Source organism: Ruminococcus sp. AF17-22AC, from assembly GCF_003460065.1.
GTDB lineage: Bacteria > Bacillota > Clostridia > Lachnospirales > Lachnospiraceae > Blautia_A.
This window is the reverse complement of record NZ_QRXT01000011.1, coordinates 29,242-45,875: the sequence shown is the minus strand read 5'-3', so window position 1 is coordinate 45,875 and position 16,634 is coordinate 29,242. Positions and strand designations below refer to the sequence as shown.

At 43.8% G+C, this 16,634-nt stretch carries 13 protein-coding genes and 1 riboswitch; of the genes, 10 read left to right on the top strand and 3 right to left on the bottom strand.

Going from position 1 to position 16,634, the window contains the following annotated elements; genetic code table 11:
• Positions 1 to 25: 25 nt before the first annotated feature.
• From DWW86_RS13725 to DWW86_RS13705, 5 genes are read left to right on the top strand one after another with little or no spacing between them, the layout of a single operon-like run.
• Entirely contained in the window at positions 26 to 1,240 is a 1,215-nt protein-coding gene (locus DWW86_RS13725; RefSeq protein WP_072522158.1) for a homoserine dehydrogenase, read from the top strand.
• A 23-nt stretch (positions 1,241 to 1,263) separates the two neighbouring features.
• Positions 1,264 to 2,472, top strand: a complete 1,209-nt coding sequence (locus DWW86_RS13720; protein ID WP_117943699.1) for an aspartate kinase — start codon at positions 1,264 to 1,266, stop codon at positions 2,470 to 2,472.
• 43 nt (positions 2,473 to 2,515) lie between these two features.
• Positions 2,516 to 3,712 carry a hypothetical protein gene (locus DWW86_RS13715; RefSeq protein ID WP_117943698.1) on the top strand — a complete coding sequence of 399 codons (1,197 nt, stop codon included), beginning with the start codon at positions 2,516 to 2,518 and terminating at the stop codon, positions 3,710 to 3,712.
• Positions 3,713 to 3,754: 42 nt separating this feature from the next.
• The gene (locus DWW86_RS13710; protein WP_117943697.1) at positions 3,755 to 4,504 is read left to right on the top strand and encodes a DUF975 family protein; all 750 of its coding nucleotides are present in this window, start codon (positions 3,755 to 3,757) and stop codon (positions 4,502 to 4,504) included.
• Positions 4,505 to 4,515: 11 nt separating this feature from the next.
• Positions 4,516 to 6,669 (top strand): Tex family protein, encoded by a 2,154-nt coding sequence (locus tag DWW86_RS13705; RefSeq protein ID WP_117943696.1) that lies wholly within the window; start codon positions 4,516 to 4,518, stop codon positions 6,667 to 6,669.
• An 895-nt stretch (positions 6,670 to 7,564) separates the two neighbouring features.
• Here the strand turns inward: DWW86_RS13705 and DWW86_RS13700 are convergent.
• The 3 genes from DWW86_RS13700 to DWW86_RS13690 form a co-directional block, all read right to left on the bottom strand.
• Entirely contained in the window at positions 7,565 to 8,359 is a 795-nt protein-coding gene (locus tag DWW86_RS13700) for an ABC transporter ATP-binding protein (protein WP_015541825.1), read from the bottom strand.
• The gene (locus DWW86_RS13695) at positions 8,359 to 9,279 is read right to left on the bottom strand and encodes an ABC transporter permease (RefSeq protein WP_072522153.1); all 921 of its coding nucleotides are present in this window, start codon (positions 9,277 to 9,279) and stop codon (positions 8,359 to 8,361) included. Before DWW86_RS13695 ends, DWW86_RS13700 begins: the two co-directional genes overlap by 1 nt.
• Positions 9,280 to 9,374: 95 nt before the next feature.
• Positions 9,375 to 10,424, bottom strand: coding sequence for an ABC transporter substrate-binding protein (locus DWW86_RS13690; protein WP_072522152.1), 1,050 nt, complete (start codon positions 10,422 to 10,424; stop codon positions 9,375 to 9,377).
• Between the two features lie 342 nt (positions 10,425 to 10,766).
• Here DWW86_RS13690 and DWW86_RS13685 point away from each other — a divergent pair, with 342 nt between their 5' ends.
• The 5 genes from DWW86_RS13685 to DWW86_RS13665 all read left to right on the top strand — a co-directional run bounded on the left by DWW86_RS13685 (position 10,767) and on the right by DWW86_RS13665 (position 16,189).
• Positions 10,767 to 11,960 (top strand): BMP family ABC transporter substrate-binding protein, encoded by a 1,194-nt coding sequence (locus DWW86_RS13685; protein ID WP_227196328.1) that lies wholly within the window; start codon positions 10,767 to 10,769, stop codon positions 11,958 to 11,960.
• 201 nt (positions 11,961 to 12,161) lie between these two features.
• Positions 12,162 to 13,706: an ABC transporter ATP-binding protein gene (locus tag DWW86_RS13680; protein WP_502696648.1), complete on the top strand. Its 1,545-nt coding sequence runs from the start codon at positions 12,162 to 12,164 to the stop codon at positions 13,704 to 13,706.
• Positions 13,699 to 14,778, top strand: coding sequence for an ABC transporter permease (locus DWW86_RS13675; RefSeq protein WP_330392828.1), 1,080 nt, complete (start codon positions 13,699 to 13,701; stop codon positions 14,776 to 14,778). Before DWW86_RS13680 ends, DWW86_RS13675 begins: the two co-directional genes overlap by 8 nt.
• Before the next feature lie 12 nt (positions 14,779 to 14,790).
• Entirely contained in the window at positions 14,791 to 15,771 is a 981-nt protein-coding gene (locus tag DWW86_RS13670; protein WP_015541830.1) for an ABC transporter permease, read from the top strand.
• Between the two features lie 106 nt (positions 15,772 to 15,877).
• Entirely contained in the window at positions 15,878 to 16,189 is a 312-nt protein-coding gene (locus tag DWW86_RS13665) for a hypothetical protein (RefSeq protein ID WP_147338114.1), read from the top strand.
• A gap of 296 nt (positions 16,190 to 16,485) precedes the next feature.
• A riboswitch (FMN riboswitch) is annotated at positions 16,486 to 16,634 on the top strand.

The window sequence follows — 16,634 nt, the reverse complement described above, 5'->3', positions numbered from 1 at the left end:
GTAACATATTACACAGGAGGAAGACATGGTAAATATTGCGGTATTAGGATACGGTACAGTTGGAAGCGGTGTAGTGGAAGTTATTAATACAAACCACAAAAGCATCAATAAGCGCGCAGGTGCAGAGATTAACGTAAAATATGTTCTGGATCTGAGAGATTTCCCGGGAGATCCGGTCGAAAAAGTTCTTGTACATGATTATGAGATCATTGCAAATGATCCGGAAGTAGATATTGTAGTGGAAGTTATGGGCGGAATCGAGCCGGCATATACTTTTGTGAAGCGTGCACTTGAATCCGGCAAGAGTGTCTGCACATCAAACAAAGCGCTGGTTGCAAAGCACGGTCCGGAACTGATGGAGATTGCAAGCGCAAAGAACATCAACTTCTTATTTGAAGCAAGCTGTGGAGGCGGAATTCCGATTATCCGTGCACTCAATTCATCACTGACTGCGGATGAGATCGACGAGATCACCGGTATTCTGAATGGAACAACCAACTACATGATGTACAAAATGGCGACAGAAGGATCAGAATTTGACGCAGTTCTGAAAGAAGCACAGCAGAAAGGCTATGCAGAGGCAGATCCGACTGCAGATGTTGAAGGATATGATGCATGCCGTAAGATCGCAATCCTGTCTTCACTGGCATATGGCAGGTTTCTCAATTATGAGGATATTTATACAGAGGGAATTACAAAGATCACACCGGAAGATATGGAGTATGCCGAAGAACTTGGCATGACGATCAAACTTCTCGGTACAAGCCGCAAGATTGGGGACGATTCTTTTTATGCAATGGTTGCGCCGTTCCTTGTAGGTCAGACCAGTCCACTCTACAGTGTAAATGATGTATTCAATGCAGTTTTCGTACATGGCAACGTGCTTGGTGATGCGATGTTTTACGGCAGCGGAGCCGGAAAGCTTCCTACAGCAAGTGCCGTTGTTGCCGATGTTGTGGATGAAGCAAAACATCTTCACAGAAATATCATGACAAACTGGTCCAGCCGTCCTCTGAAGCTTATGACAATGGATGAAGTCGAAGGAAGATTCTTTGTACGTGTCAAAGGTACGACTGTAGAGCAGGTGGAAGCTGTGTTTGACAATGTGCAGATCGTAAACCTTAAAAATCTTCCGGGCGAATTTGGATTTATCACAGAATGCATGAAGCAGGGCACATACGAAGAAAAGGTACATAAATTAAATGGTAATGTAATTACCATGATCCGTGTAAAGGATTGAAAATATAATTCCGGGAGGAAGCTATGTTAATAGTAAAGAAATTCGGCGGTACATCTGTAGCGAATAAAGAAAGAATCTACAATGTTGCGAACCGATGCGTAGAAGAATACAAAAAAGGCAACGACGTAGTGGTTGTACTTTCTGCAATGGGTAAATATACCGATGAGCTGATCAACATGGCAGAAGATATCAACGAAAAACCGCCAAAAAGAGAAATGGATATGCTTTTCACTATCGGAGAGCAGATGTCTGTATCATTGATGGCAATGGCACTGGACAAACTGGGAGTACCGGCAGTGTCCCTGAATGCATTTCAGGTATCCATGCATACGACCAGTGTACATGGAAATGCACGCCTGAAAAGAATTGATACAGAGCGTATTCGCAGAGAACTGGAAAACCGCAAGATCGTAGTTGTTACAGGTTTTCAGGGAATCAACAAATATGACGACTATACAACGCTTGGAAGGGGCGGTTCTGATACGACAGCCGTTGCACTGGCAGCAGCTCTTCATGCAGACGCATGTGAGATCTACACGGATGTGGATGGAGTTTATACTGCTGATCCGCGAAAAGTGCCGAATGCACGCAAACTGAAAGAAATCACTTATGATGAGATGCTGGATCTGGCAACGCTTGGAGCCGGTGTGCTTCATAACCGTTCTGTCGAAATGGCGAAAAAATATGGCGTACCGCTGGTGGTACGTTCCAGTCTGAATAACAGTGAAGGAACTGTCGTAAAGGAGGAAGTAACAGTGGAAAGAATGCTGATCAGCGGAGTGGCTCTTGACACAGACGCTGTACGAATTGCCGTGATCGGACTTAGAGATGTGCCGGGTGTGGCGTTTAAATTATTTGATGTACTTGCCAAAAAACATATCAACGTAGATGTGATCCTGCAGTCTATCGGACGTGCCGGCACGAAGGATATTTCCTTTACTGTTGACGGCAAAGATCTGGATGATGCGATGGCAGCACTGGAAGAACATAAGACGCGTCTTGGCTATCAGGAACTGCATGCCGAAAGAAATATTGCGAAACTTTCCATTGTTGGCGCCGGAATGATGAGCAATCCGGGTGTTGCAGCTAAGATGTTTGAAAGCCTTTATAATGAAGGGGTCAACATCAACATGATCTCTACTTCCGAGATCCGTGTCACCGTTCTGATCAACGAAAAAGACGGCGTAAGGGCAATGAACGCTGTACATGATGCTTTTAATCTTGCGGACTGATCCTGCAGATTAAATAAATAAAAAGCACAGGGGGTAATTACTTATGAGAAAGAAAACATTAGCGATGGTACTGACAGCATGCATGATGATGGCACCGGTATCTGCATTTGCAGCAGATGCGACAGAAGAAGCGGCTGCCGAAACAACAGAAGCAGCAGGAGAAGCGACTGATTCTGAGATCGCAGAGGGGCTGGGGGATGATATTTACAGTTTCAGCATGGAGTTTGACGGTCAGATAATGAAATTTCCTATGACCTATCAGGATTTTGTCGGTATGGGATGGGAGTTAAGCTCCAGAGAAGACCCAGATATGAAAATATCAACAAATTCTTATGGCTTTGTATCTTTCAACAAAGGCAAGAACAGTGTCAGTGCAGAGGTCATGAATCTTGGAATCAATGAAGTGGGACTGGAAGACAGCCTGATCGGTGGAATTACAGTAGATGGAAGCTATGACATTGATCTGACATCCGTTTCCGTAAAGCTTCCGGGCGGAATTGAGCTTGGAAAATCTACTCTGGATGATATTAAGGCAGCATATGGAGATCCGAGCGATACGTATGAGGGCGATCTTTATACAAAGGTGACCTATGAGAAGGATACGTATCAGGAAGTTGAGTTGTCTGTATTTAAAGATGATAATACACTCAAAAAAGTAGATATGGAAAATCTTGAGGAACCGGAAGGATACGATAAGGGAGCAGTCAGCGATGAGGTTCCGGATATTGTTACTTCTTATGAAACACCGACAGCGCTTGGTGACGATATGTTGGATACAGCTGTCGAATACATGGGAGATCTTTACAGTCTTCCGGCACCGGTATCTGCATTTACAGCAAACGGATGGGAAATCCAGGATGCAGAGGACACTCCGTATGTAGAGGGCGGCGGAATTGCATTTATTGATATGATGAAAAACAATCAGAGCATTCATTTTTCTGTTTATAACGAGACAGAAAATGCAACAGCTCTTGAGAACTGTTTTGTCAGAGAACTGTCTTTCGCAACTTATGATCCGGAAAGCATTGCAATGAAACTCTCCGGAGACATTACACTTGGAGCGGACAAGGCAGAACTTATTAAAATGGCAGATGAAAAAGGTTACATTTCCGAAGAAAATGATGATTATTTAAGAATTTATCCGAATAAAGATTCAAAGATCAGAAACTATGTGGAATTCTGGTTTAACAAAGATGAAGACAGCACCAAAGCTGCTTCTATAACAGCTCATCATGAATAAAACTGGAAGTACTTTTTTCAAAACTGCTGAAAAGGAGTTTTTATGAACGGCAGTATAAAATACTGGAAAAAACAGGCAAAAATGAACCTCAGTGGACACTGGGGTTCTGCAATTGCCGGTGTACTCGCAGTTGGCGCGGTAACTTTTGTCGGAAATATACTTTCCATACAGCTGTTTCCCGGGAATACACTCTGGCCAATGGTGGCAGGACAGGTCTTTGTATTTGTCTTTTCACTGATTGCCATGGTCTTTCGGGCAGGATACAGCTACATGCTTCTGAATATGGCTCGTGACAGGGAGGTTTCCTTAGGAAACCTTCTTTATCTGTTTCACAACGGACCGGATCGGGTGCTGGTGGCAGGATTTATTCTTTCACTTCTGAATACTGTGGCGCAGCTGCCATTTTACTACGTGTCATTTATAGTGAAAGCAGGAAACACGGAAGCAGAGCAGATTGCATGGCTCGAGCTGTGTCTTGTGATGCTTCTGGTCGGAGTTGTTCTGGAGGTAATCCTGACGAGCCCGTTTATGCTGACTTTCTGTCTGATTGCAGACAGTCCGGAAATGGGCGGAATAGAAGCACTGAAAACAAGTGCATGTTTGATGAGAGGACATATCCTGAAATACTGGTTGATGATGCTCAGTTTTATTCCGCTGGCGATTTTATCACTTTTTTCGATGTATATCGGTCTTCTCTGGCTCTTCCCTTATATTTATATGAGTGAGACAGTCTTTTATATGGAACTGGCTGGTACAGAGCCGCAAAATAATACATTTTACAGTGAGACATAAAGGAGAACATAATGGACATTATTCAGGTCATAACCAGAGAACTTAAAGTAGAAAAATGGCAGGTGGAGGCAGCTGTCAAACTTATTGATGAGGGCTGCACAATTCCTTTTATTTCCCGTTATCGTAAAGAAGCTACAGGTTCTCTGAATGATGAACAGCTTCGTACACTTCACGAAAGACTGACTTATCTTCGAAATCTGGAAGACAAGAAAAATCAGGTGCTTGGAAGCATCGAGGAACAGGGAAAGCTGACCCCGGAACTGAAAAAACAGATTCTGGATGCGCAGACACTTGTGGTCGTTGAGGATCTTTATCGTCCTTATCGTCCGAAACGTCGTACACGTGCAATCATAGCAAAAGAAAAAGGTCTGGAGCCACTGGCAAATATCATCATGCTTCAGATGACAAATAAATCTCTTGAAGAAGAGGCAAAGGCATTTTTATCCGAAGAAAAAGGTGTGGAAACGATAGAAGATGCGATAAATGGCGCAAAAGATATCCTTGCAGAGCATATTTCTGATGAAGCGGATTACCGTATCTATCTCCGTAAACTTACCATGGACAAAGGAACTGTAGTATCTGCAGCAAAAAATCCTGAGGAATCTTCTGTTTATGAGATGTACTATGAATTTGAAGAACCGATCAAAAAACTTGCAGGACATCGTGTGCTTGCGCTGAACCGTGGTGAAAAAGAAAAAATGCTCACTGTCAAGATCAGTGCACCGGAAGACGAGGCAATGGGATGGCTTCAGAAACAGGTGATCACCAGAGATAATCCGGTCACAAAGCCAGTTCTCCGTGAAGTTGTAGAGGACAGTTACAAACGTCTGATCGCGCCGGCAATCGAGCGTGAGATCCGAAGTGACCTGACTGAAAAGGCAGAGGACGGAGCAATTCATGTATTTGGCAAGAATCTGGAACAGCTTCTGATGCAGCCTCCAATCGTTGGCAAAGTGGTACTCGGATGGGACCCGGCGTTCCGTACAGGCTGTAAGCTGGCAGTTGTAGATGAGACAGGAAAGGTTCTTGATACAACAGTTATTTATCCGACTGCACCGACAAATGATGCAAAGATACGTGCGGCAAAAGAAACCCTGAAAAAACTGATCAAAAAATATAATGTATCTCTGATTTCTCTTGGAAACGGAACTGCATCCAGAGAATCTGAACAGATCATTGTAGAACTTCTCAAAGAGATTCCGGAAAAAGTACAGTATGTGATCACAAATGAGGCAGGTGCGTCCGTATATTCTGCAAGTAAACTGGCAACGGAAGAGTTCCCGAATTTTGATGTAGGACAGAGAAGCGCGGCTTCAATCGCAAGACGTCTGCAGGACCCGCTTGCAGAGCTGGTTAAGATCACACCGCAGTCTATCGGTGTCGGTCAGTATCAGCATGATATGAACCAGAAGAAGCTTGGCGAAGCTTTAAGTGGTGTTGTAGAGGACTGTGTAAATAAAGTCGGTGTGGACCTGAATACAGCCTCCGCGTCCCTTCTGGAATACATTTCCGGCATCAGTAAAGTGATCGCGAAAAATATTGTTGCATACCGTGAAGAAAACGGCAGATTTGAAAGCCGTCGTGAGCTTCTCAAAGTAGCGAAACTCGGACCGAAAGCGTTTGAGCAGTGTGCAGGTTTTGCGCGTATCACCGGAGGCAAGAATCCGCTTGATGCGACAAGTGTGCATCCGGAAAGCTATGATGCAGCAAAGAAAGTTCTTGAAAAGCTTGGATACACACCGGAAGATATTACGGGCGGTAAGCTGAGTGGTATTTCAAAACAGATTAAGAACTATAAGAAGCTTGCAGAAGAGCTGGGAGTCGGTGAGCCGACACTTCGCGATATTGTAAAAGAACTGGAAAAACCGGCACGAGATCCACGTGATGAGATGCCGAAACCGGTACTTCGTACAGATGTACTTGATATGAAAGACCTCAAAGAAGGTATGATCCTTAAGGGAACTGTCCGTAATGTCATTGATTTCGGGGCATTTGTGGATATCGGTGTTCATCAGGATGGACTGGTGCATATCTCCGAGATGAGTGAGAGATATATTAAACATCCGCTTGAGGCAGTTTCTGTCGGGGATGTGGTGGATGTAAGAGTACTTGGAGTGGATATGAAGAAGAAGAGAATCAGCTTGTCCATGAAGGGGATTAAGTAAAATAAAGTAAATAGTATATAAAGGATCGGCAGATATTCGCTGCCAATGACTAAATGTGAGGATGATGTGTGCAGGATGAATGTGTATCGAGTTCAGAAACGGCTTCATCGTCCAGAAATACTAAGATTATTCCCTGTCTGTTAAATACATGGATCAAAAGTGCAAAACTCGCCTGACGGCTCAGACATTGCACTTTATGATCCATAACACAGCCAGGATATAATCAAGTATTTCTGTGGACTCTTGCAGATGTTTCGGAACTTAATACACATGCACCTGCACGAGTATTCTCTCACCACAATAGGTCATAGAGCGAATATCAGCCGATCCTTTTTTGCCTTGTCGTTTTTTACAGCAATCCCCATCGTCCTGGACAGCGCTATTGCTAGTGGTGCGTGGGAAGGAAGCAGTGTAGCGCGCCATCGAAATTATCCTATTATAGATTGCTTTGAACGGCGCGTGGTCCGGGTACCCTCCGGGCAGGAGGTAGCTGAGCACCGGATGGAAGGGGAAATATAAGAAGTTATTGAAAATAATAAAATTAAGGGAAATGCTTGTGTAGGGATTAGAAAAGCATCGAATTTCAGCAACAAAAACATAGATGATTCATTCGACAACTACCTGTAATTAAAAAAGATATGGTTCGTCAGCCTCTGCAGAAATCCGAGAAGTTCTTAGGAATGTTCCGGATGCGTTATTCATAAAAATCACACTGTCTGAGCGTCAGCGAGTTTGTGATTTTTATGAATGCAATTAGCATTCGGATTATTCCTTAGCACTTCCGGATTTCGAAGCTGTTGACGAAACCATATCTTTTTATATTTCATATATAACATAAAGAATCATATAATTTTTATAGGATGCGTGAAAACAATAAATTTACTTATTTCCCATCCTAGCTCAGCAGAGCAGAATCATTACTAAACTCCTGTCCGCTTGCTTTCTCAAACTGATCCAGCAGATTTCTCACGGTGAGTTTCTTTTTCTCCTCGCCCTGAATATCCAGAATGATCTTACCTTCCATCATCATGATCAGACGATTTCCATGTGTGATCGCATCCTGCATATTATGAGTGATCATCATAGTTGTCAGATGGTCACGGTTGACGATCATTTCTGTGATTTCAAGTACTTTGGCTGCGGTCTTCGGGTCGAGGGCAGCAGTATGCTCATCCAGAAGCAGAAGCTTTGGTTTCTGCAGTGTAGCCATCAGAAGTGTCAGTGCCTGACGCTGTCCACCGGAGAGAAGTCCGACCTTGGAAGTAAGACGGTCTTCCAGTCCGAGACCTAAAACTTTCAGCAGTTCTTTATATTCTTCACGTTCTTTCTTTGTGATTCCCGGTTTCAGTAAACGTGTTTTGCCACGGCGTTTTGCAAGAGCAAGGTTTTCTTCGATTCCCATAGTAGCAGCAGTTCCGGTCATAGGATCCTGAAATACACGACCGAGATATGCGGCTCTTTTGTGTTCGGATAATTTGGTGACATCGATACCATCGATAATGATCTGTCCTTCATCGACCTGCCATGTGCCGGCAACTGCATTCAGCATGGTAGATTTACCGGCTCCGTTACCACCGATAACAGTAACAAAATCACCTTCATTCAGTGTGAGGTTCAGACCGTTCAGAGCCACTTTTTCATTGATGGTTCCCGGATTAAATGTTTTATATATGTTTTTCAGCTCAAGCATCAGTTGTTACCTCCACGTTTCGTAGGTTTTGTAAAATATTTTGTTTTCCAGTAAGGTACTGCAAGGAAGACAGCTACAACAAGTGCAGACAGCATCTTCAGAAGGTCAGTGTCGATTCCGAGCCAGATAACTGTCTGAAGTACCAGATAGTAGAGAATAGAACCGAATGCAACACTCAGAAGACGAAGTGCAAAATTGCGGAAAATACGTCCGAAGATCGCTTCGCCGATGATGACTGCAGCAAGACCGATAACGATTGCTCCACGTCCCATGTTAACATCGGCAAATCCCTGATACTGTGCCAGAAGTGCACTGGAAAGTGCAACCAGACCGTTGGAGATCATCAGGCCGAGTACTTTACATACATTGGTATTGATTCCCTGTGCACGGGACATATTCGGATTACATCCGGTAGAACGGAGTGAACATCCGAGTTCTGTTCCGAAGAACCAGTAGAGAATTGCAATCAGCACGACGATAAAAATGGCAACGATCAGAATGGTATTCTGATAAAATGGAACACCTTTTACATTACGAAGGGAAACAAGAAGATTGTATTTGTTTCCGTTGACTGCCTGATTTGCCTTACCCATGATCTTGAGGTTGGCAGAGTAGAGACCAAGCTGTGTCAGGATTCCGGCGAGGATTGCCGGGATTCCCATGAAGGTGTGAAAGATTCCGGTTGCGAGTCCTGCAAGCATTCCGGCTCCGGTAGCGGCAAGCATGGACACCCAGATATTATGCCCGCTCATCAACATCATGACACAGACAGCACCGCCGGTACACATGGTACCGTCAACAGTCAGATCGGCAACATCCAGAATACGAAAGGTAAGATAGACACCGATCGCCATGATTCCCCAGATCAGCCCCTGCGCGGCTGCACCCGGGAGTGCGTTTACTAAGCTAAGAATATTCATTTTGTGATTCCTCCTGACGACACAGAAAGCGAGAAAGGATATTCCTCTCCCGCTGTCTGTATAAATTTGTGTTTTGGGCTTAATTATGAGAAAAATTATTCAGCTTCTTCAGTTGTTTCTTCTGCTGTATCGTCTGCAGCATCTGCATCGTCCTCAGAAGTTTCTTCTTCTGCGTCTGCACCGATTGCAACATAGTCATCCGGAACTTCGATTCCGAGTTCTTTACAGATTTCCGGATTGTATTCTTTTGTGAACTGTGGTGCATACTCGATCGGCATTTTGGAAATATCTTCGCCGTCTACCAGAACTTTCAGAGCCATCTTACCGGTAGCAACACCGAGGTCATAATAGCTGATGGAAAGAGTGGCAACACCGCATCCCTCGCAGATACCTTCTTCACCGGCGATTACCGGAACTTTCTCCGGAAGGCAGATGTTGTTGATGATTTCTGTGTTGGATGCAACGGTGTTATCTGTTGGTAAGTAGATAACATCACTTTCTGTAGCAGCTGTTGTAGCTACGGAAGAAAGATCGTTGGAATCTGAGAATGCATAGTATTCACAGGTGTAACCCAATTTTTCAAGAGCTGCTTTTACTGTATCTACCTGATACTGGGAGTTTGCTTCTGCGGAGCAGTAAACAAGTCCGACATTTTTGGCATCCGGGAAGAGCTCGTTAAGCATTGCTGCCTGATCTTCAAGTGGAGCAAGGTCTGAGGTACCGGAAATATTATTTCCAACAGTTCCGTCAAAATCGTCAAGGTCAAGTGCTACACCGTATTCTGTAACAGAGGTTCCGAGAATCGGGATATCTGCAGTACCTGCTGCAGCTGCCTGAAGAGCAGGAGTTGCGTTTGCAAGAATCAGGTCTACATTATCGGAAACAAAGTCTGTGATGATAGTAGAACAGGTATTGGAATCACCCTGTGCGTTCTGCTCATCAAATGTCACTTTGTCGCCAAGTTCTTCTGTAATGGCATCTTTGAATCCCTGTGTTGCAGCATCCAGAGCCTCGTGCTGTACGAGCTGGCAGATACCGATGTTATAAGTTTTATCGTCGGCACCATCTGCTGCAAATACGCTGACACCACCCATGCCAACTACCATTGTTGCAGACAGAACGCCTGCTAAAATCTGCTTTTTCATATTTTAAGTCCTCCTGTATTGTTGATTCACGTTCGAATCGAATTAACTTTTTAAAGTATAACGCTTTAACGCGAAGAAGTCAAGAAGTAATAAAGAAAATGACTCAAAATCAACATAAACGGAATGAAAAAATAAATAAAGTGAATATATTTTGCGGATTCCTTTCTTATAAGTATACAAAAAAAATTAGGGTGTCAAATAAATAATGCGTTTTTGCTTGAATTTATTGACAATTCACAAAATGGAATGTATAGTAAAAGCACTTGCAAAGAGGCGTAACAGAAATTGTTGTGCCTCTTTTGTTCGGTAACAGGAGTAAGAGGAGAAATGGAGGAAAGAAAGATGAAAAAAGCATTGGCAATTGGACTTGCAGCAGCAATGGCAGTTACGATGACAGCACCTGTATATGCAAGTGACGACAGTGAAAGTGGTGCAGGCATTGCAAAAGAAGATTTAAAGATTGGTGCGATTTACATCGGTGATGAAAACGAAGGCTATACAGCTGCACATATGGCTGGTATTGATGAAATGGTAGAAAATCTTGGACTTGATGATTCACAGGTTATTGAGAAAACACTGATCGGTGAAGACGAAGGATGCTATGATGCAGCAGCAGACCTTGCAGATCAGGGATGTCAGATTATTTTTGCAAACAGCTTCGGTCATGAGACCTATATCCTTGAAGCAGCAGGAGAGTATCCGGACGTACAGTTCTGCCATGCAACAGGAACTCAGGCAGCAGCAAGCGGACTTTCCAATATGCACAACTATTTTACAAATATTTATGAAGCTCGTTATGTATCCGGTGTTGTTGCCGGTCTCAAACTGAATGAGATGATCAAAGACGGCACAATTACAGAAGATAACTGCAAGATGGGTTATGTTGGTGCATTCCCATATGCAGAGGTTATTTCCGGATATACTTCTTTCTATCTTGGTGCTAAGAGCGTATGCCCATCCGTAACTATGGAAGTTAAATACACAAACAGCTGGGCAAGCTTTGACCTCGAAAAAGAATGTGCAGATGCACTGATCTCTGACGGATGTGTCCTGATCAGCCAGCATGCAGATACTACAGGTGCTCCTACAGCTTGTGAAACAGCAGGTGTTCCTTGCGTTGGATATAACATCGACATGACATCCGTTGCTCCGAATGAAGCACTTACATCCGCATCTATGGACTGGGGTGTATATTACACATATGCAGTACAGTGCATGCTTGATGGAACAGCAATCGACACTGACTGGTGCAAAGGCTTCTCCGAGGGTGCTGACAAGATCACACCTCTCAATGAGAAAGTTGTAGCAGAAGGAACAGATGAAAAAGTAAAAGAAGTTGAAGATGCACTTGCAGATGGATCCCTTCATGTATTTGATACTTCTACATTTACTGTAGATGGCAAAGAACTTACTACCTATAAGAAAGACGGCAGTGATACAGAATACATTTCTGACGGATACTTCCATGAATCAGAATATGGTTCTGCACCGGCATTTGATATAGCAATCGACGGAATTACATCCATCACAGAATAAGACTTTTGAACAGGCGGAGCTGCTTGCCAGCAGCTCTGCTTTTTTACTTTGCACATCAAGGTGACGCGTATGCTGGTTTTTGTTATATGTGTAAAGGAAATCTCCGATTGGATATGGAGGTTTCTTTTGCACATATGACAATTTGTGATATGGAAATCAGGTCATAAAGGGATGACTTTATGACTGGGATAAAAGGAGGGAATGACAGTGGGAGAAACTTATGCACTTGAACTTAAAGATATTTCCAAGCGTTTTGGATCAGTCCAGGCGAATGATCATGTAAATCTCACGCTGAGAAAATCGGAGATTCTTGCAATCTTAGGTGAAAACGGAAGCGGCAAGACGACTCTGATGAATATGATTTACGGAATTTATTATCCGGATGAGGGACATATTTTTGTAAATGGTAAAGAAGTAACGATCCGTTCACCAAAAGATTCCTACGAACTGGGAATCGGTATGGTACATCAGCACTTTAAGCTTGTAGATGTGTTGACAGCAGCCGAGAATATCGTATTGGGACTGCCGGGTAAGGCAAGACTCAATATGAAAAAAATCACGGAAGATATTCAGAAACTGGTAAATAAATATGGTTTTGATCTGGATCTTTCAAAAAAAATATACGAGATGTCTGTTTCGGAAAAACAGACTGTAGAAATCGTAAAAATGTTGTACCGCGGTGCGAAAATACTGATTCTTGACGAGCCGACCGCGGTGCTGACACCGCAGGAAGCCGACCGTCTGTTTGATATTTTGCGAAATATGCGTGATGACGGATGTGCGATCATCATTATCACACATAAACTGCAGGAAGTGCTGGCTTTATCGGATCGTGTGGCGATTCTTCGAAAAGGACAGTACATTGATACTGTGGAGACCGCAAAAGCAAATGTGCAGAGCCTTTCCGAGATGATGGTAGGCGCTAAGGTCGATCTGAATATTGAGCGTCCGAAACCGGAAAATGTTAGGAAACGTCTGGTGATCGAGGGGCTGAACTGCAAAGATAAAGATGATGTAAAGACGCTGGATGATGTTGATCTTTCGGTCAATACAGGCGAGATTCTCGGTATTGCAGGTATTTCAGGAAGCGGACAGAAGGAACTTCTGGAAGCAATTGCCGGATTACAGGATGTGGAAAGTGGTTCAATCCGTCTGCTGGATGACAATGGCGGAAGTATGGAGCTTTCCAAAATGGATTCCATTTCTATTAATGAAGCGGGAATCAGTCTTGCGTTTGTCCCGGAAGACCGTATCGGTATGGGACTTGTCGGAGACATGGATATGACCGACAATATGATGCTTCGAAGCTACCGCAATGGAAAGGGACCTTTCCTGGAACGTAAAGGACCGAGAGAACTGGCCACAAGGATTAAAGATCAGCTCGAAGTTATGACTCCGAGTATTTCTGCTCCGGTTCGTCAGATGTCCGGTGGAAATGTGCAGAAAGTTCTGGTTGGCCGTGAGATCGCACAGAGCCCGAAGGTACTTCTTGTTGCATTCCCGACACGTGGTGTGGATATCAATACTTCTCATGTCATCTATCAGCTTCTCAATGAGCAGAAGAAAAAAGGTGTTGCTGTAGTCTGCGTAATCGAGGATCTGGATGTGGTACTCGAACTTTGCGACCGTATTGCCGTACTTTGTGGAGGCAGAATCAGCGGAGTGGTTGACGGAAGGACTGCAACAAAAGAGAGAATCGGTCTTCTCATGACGAAACATGAAAAAGGAGGGGCTGTCAATGAATAAAGAACCTTTCTTACAGGTAAGCAAAAGAAGAAATAAGGCCGGATGGCAGGAAAGACTTCTGATTCGCTTTATAGCACTGATTCTTGCACTGATTGTGTGTGGAGCAGTAATCGTAGCACTGGTCAAAATGAATCCAGTGGATGTATATAAGGCAATCTGGGACGGAGCAATGGGTTCCGAGCGCCGTATCTGGCAGACGATCCGTGATACGATGGTGCTTCTGTGTATCGCAATCGGTCTGGCACCGGCATTCAAAATGAAATTCTGGAATATCGGTGCAGAAGGTCAGATTCTGATTGGTGGAGCATGTTCTGCAGCAGTGATGATTTATGCAGGGGATAAAATGTCTCCGGTAGTGCTTCTGATCGTGATGTTTGTTGCAAGTGCGCTTGGTGGTATGATCTGGGGAATGATCCCGGCAGTGTTCAAAGCATACTGGAATACAAATGAAACTCTGTTTACCCTGATGCTGAACTATGTTGCCATGCAGGTTGTTACATACTGCATCGTTTTCTGGGAGAATCCCAAAGGTTCCAACACGGTTGGTATTATCAACCAGACAACCCAGGCCGGATGGCTTCCGGAGCTGTTTGGTCAGAAATATGGATGGAATGTACTTATTGTTCTGATCTTGACTGTCGGTATGTTTATCTATCTGAAATACTGCAAACAGGGTTATGAGATCGCAGTAGTCGGAGAGAGCGAAAACACTGCAAAATATGCAGGTATCCATGTAAAGAAAGTCATTATCCGTACTATGGCAATCTCCGGTGCAATCTGTGGTATTGCCGGATTTGTTATTGTCAGTGGTGCAAGTCATACAATTTCCACTGCGACAGCTGGCGGTCGTGGATTTACGGCAATCATTGTTGCATGGCTTTCCAAATTTAATACTTTTATTATGGTAGCTGTTTCTTTCGGTATTGTATTTATGAATCAGGGTGCGGTACAGATTGCAACACAGTATGGTTTGAATGAGAATGCATCCGATGTTATCCTCGGTATCATTCTGTTTTTCTTGATCGGTGCAGAATTCTTTATCAATTACAGAGTTAAGCGTGCGAAAAAATAGGAGGTAGATGCAATGAGTGTACTGATAATTTTTATTCAAAAAGCTATTGTCCAGGGCATCTGTATTCTGTATGGTGCGCTTGGGGAGATTATGACAGAAAAATCCGGCAACCTGAATCTTGGTATTCCGGGAATTATGTATATGGGCGGTATTGCCGGACTGATGGGAGCTTTTCTTTATGAAAAAGACAATCCGGATCCAAATGCTTTTATAGGTGTACTGATTTCTTTTGTATGCGCATTTGCATGCGCTATGATCGGAGGTCTGATCTACAGTATCCTGACGATCACGCTTCGTGTAAATCAGAATGTAACCGGTCTTGCACTGACCATCTTTGGTACAGGGTTTGGTAACTTCTTCGGTGGTTCAATTTCCAAACTTGCAGGTGGTGTCGGACAGATTTCCGTAAAAGTGACCGGAAGTGCCTATACAGCCAAAATTCCGGGACTTTCAAAGATTCCGGTGATCGGTGATATTTTATTTAATTATGGTTTTATGACATATCTTTGTGTGATTGCAGCGGTTGTACTGTCTTTCTTCTTATTTAAAACAAGAGCGGGACTGAACCTTCGTGCAATTGGGGAAAATCCGGGAACTGCGGATGCAGCAGGTATCAATGTTATCAAATATAAATATTTGTCTACGTGTATCGGCGCAGGTCTTGCAGGTCTTGGCGGACTCTATTTCGTAATGGAATATTCCGGTGGAACATGGACAGACAATGGATTCGGTGACCGCGGATGGCTTGCTGTTGCGCTGGTAATCTTTGCACTGTGGAAACCGTTGAATGCAATCTGGGGTGCATTCCTTTTCGGAGCACTTTATATTCTGTATCTGTATATCCCGGGACTGGGACGAAGCATGCAGGAAGTATTCAAGGCACTGCCGTATGTGGTAACGATCATTGTACTTGTGTTTACAAGTTTCCGAAAGAAGAAGGAACATCAGCCGCCGGCGGCATTGGGATTACCGTATTTCAGAGAGGAACGATAAGGATAAAGGATTCCCGGTAACGTGGGATAATTATTGAGAAAACTTCGGTGGGATTTTCGATGAAGGTTTCTCCGGATACGACTCAGTTCAGAACTTCTGAGATTCCATGATGTACAGAACTTTGCTAAAAACGATACGGAAAATGCTGAACTCGCTGACGCTCAGACAGCAGCATTTTCTGTATCAACGCAAAAACCTGTACGATCAGGAATCTTCGCGAAGTTCTTCAGGCGAGATCGTACCGGAGAACCTTCACGAAAATCTTCAGCCGGAGTTTTTTATTTCCGCCCTTTACCGTACTTTATCTGAGATAGCGGCGCTGCCGCGGGTGAAGTCGGGAGCCGCGGGGCGCCCCCGGTGGGCACCATTGCAATATAAAATGGAAGATGAACGACAGAAATATGCAGAAAGGGAGTAGCTGGCTATAAACATATCGGATTCAGAAACATCTGCAAGAGTCCTTAGAAATACTTGGGTGCATACTGGATGCGTTATGGAGAAAAAGCACATTGTTTGAGCCGATAGGCGAGTTTTGTGCTTTTTCTTCATGGTTTTAGCAGACAGGATATAGCCTTAGTATTTCTGGGCGATGAAGCCGTTTCTGAGTCCGATATGTTTAACAGCCAGCCGTCCTTCCGTCACATTTCACACTATATTTTCCAATTTTATATTGCATTCTTATAAAGTTAGATATATAATACAGTCATGTAAAAGAAAATTCTTCGGGGCAGGGTGACTGAATACAAATCAGAATTCCCTACCGGCGGTAAAGTCCGCGACCCGCGTAAGGCGGCTGATCCGGTGACTGATCATAAGTCAGAATTCCGGAACCGACAGTAAAGTCTGGATGAGAGAAGAACACG

Bases quoted from the DNA above. Each gene is read 5' to 3' on its own strand.
- DWW86_RS13710 (WP_117943697.1), top strand. From the start codon at position 3,755: ATGAACGGCAGTATAAAATACTGGAAAAAACAGGCAAAAATGAACCTC.
- DWW86_RS13695 (WP_072522153.1), bottom strand. From the start codon at position 9,279: ATGAATATTCTTAGCTTAGTAAACGCACTCCCGGGTGCAGCCGCGCAG.
- DWW86_RS13670 (WP_015541830.1), top strand. From the start codon at position 14,791: ATGAGTGTACTGATAATTTTTATTCAAAAAGCTATTGTCCAGGGCATC.
- DWW86_RS13685 (WP_227196328.1), top strand. From the start codon at position 10,767: ATGAAAAAAGCATTGGCAATTGGACTTGCAGCAGCAATGGCAGTTACG.
- DWW86_RS13715 (WP_117943698.1), top strand. From the start codon at position 2,516: ATGAGAAAGAAAACATTAGCGATGGTACTGACAGCATGCATGATGATG.
- DWW86_RS13690 (WP_072522152.1), bottom strand. From the start codon at position 10,424: ATGAAAAAGCAGATTTTAGCAGGCGTTCTGTCTGCAACAATGGTAGTT.
- DWW86_RS13700 (WP_015541825.1), bottom strand. From the start codon at position 8,359: ATGCTTGAGCTGAAAAACATATATAAAACATTTAATCCGGGAACCATC.
- DWW86_RS13725 (WP_072522158.1), top strand. From the start codon at position 26: ATGGTAAATATTGCGGTATTAGGATACGGTACAGTTGGAAGCGGTGTA.
- DWW86_RS13665 (WP_147338114.1), top strand. From the start codon at position 15,878: ATGATGTACAGAACTTTGCTAAAAACGATACGGAAAATGCTGAACTCG.
- DWW86_RS13720 (WP_117943699.1), top strand. From the start codon at position 1,264: ATGTTAATAGTAAAGAAATTCGGCGGTACATCTGTAGCGAATAAAGAA.
- DWW86_RS13705 (WP_117943696.1), top strand. From the start codon at position 4,516: ATGGACATTATTCAGGTCATAACCAGAGAACTTAAAGTAGAAAAATGG.
- DWW86_RS13680 (WP_502696648.1), top strand. From the start codon at position 12,162: ATGACAGTGGGAGAAACTTATGCACTTGAACTTAAAGATATTTCCAAG.
- DWW86_RS13675 (WP_330392828.1), top strand. From the start codon at position 13,699: ATGAATAAAGAACCTTTCTTACAGGTAAGCAAAAGAAGAAATAAGGCC.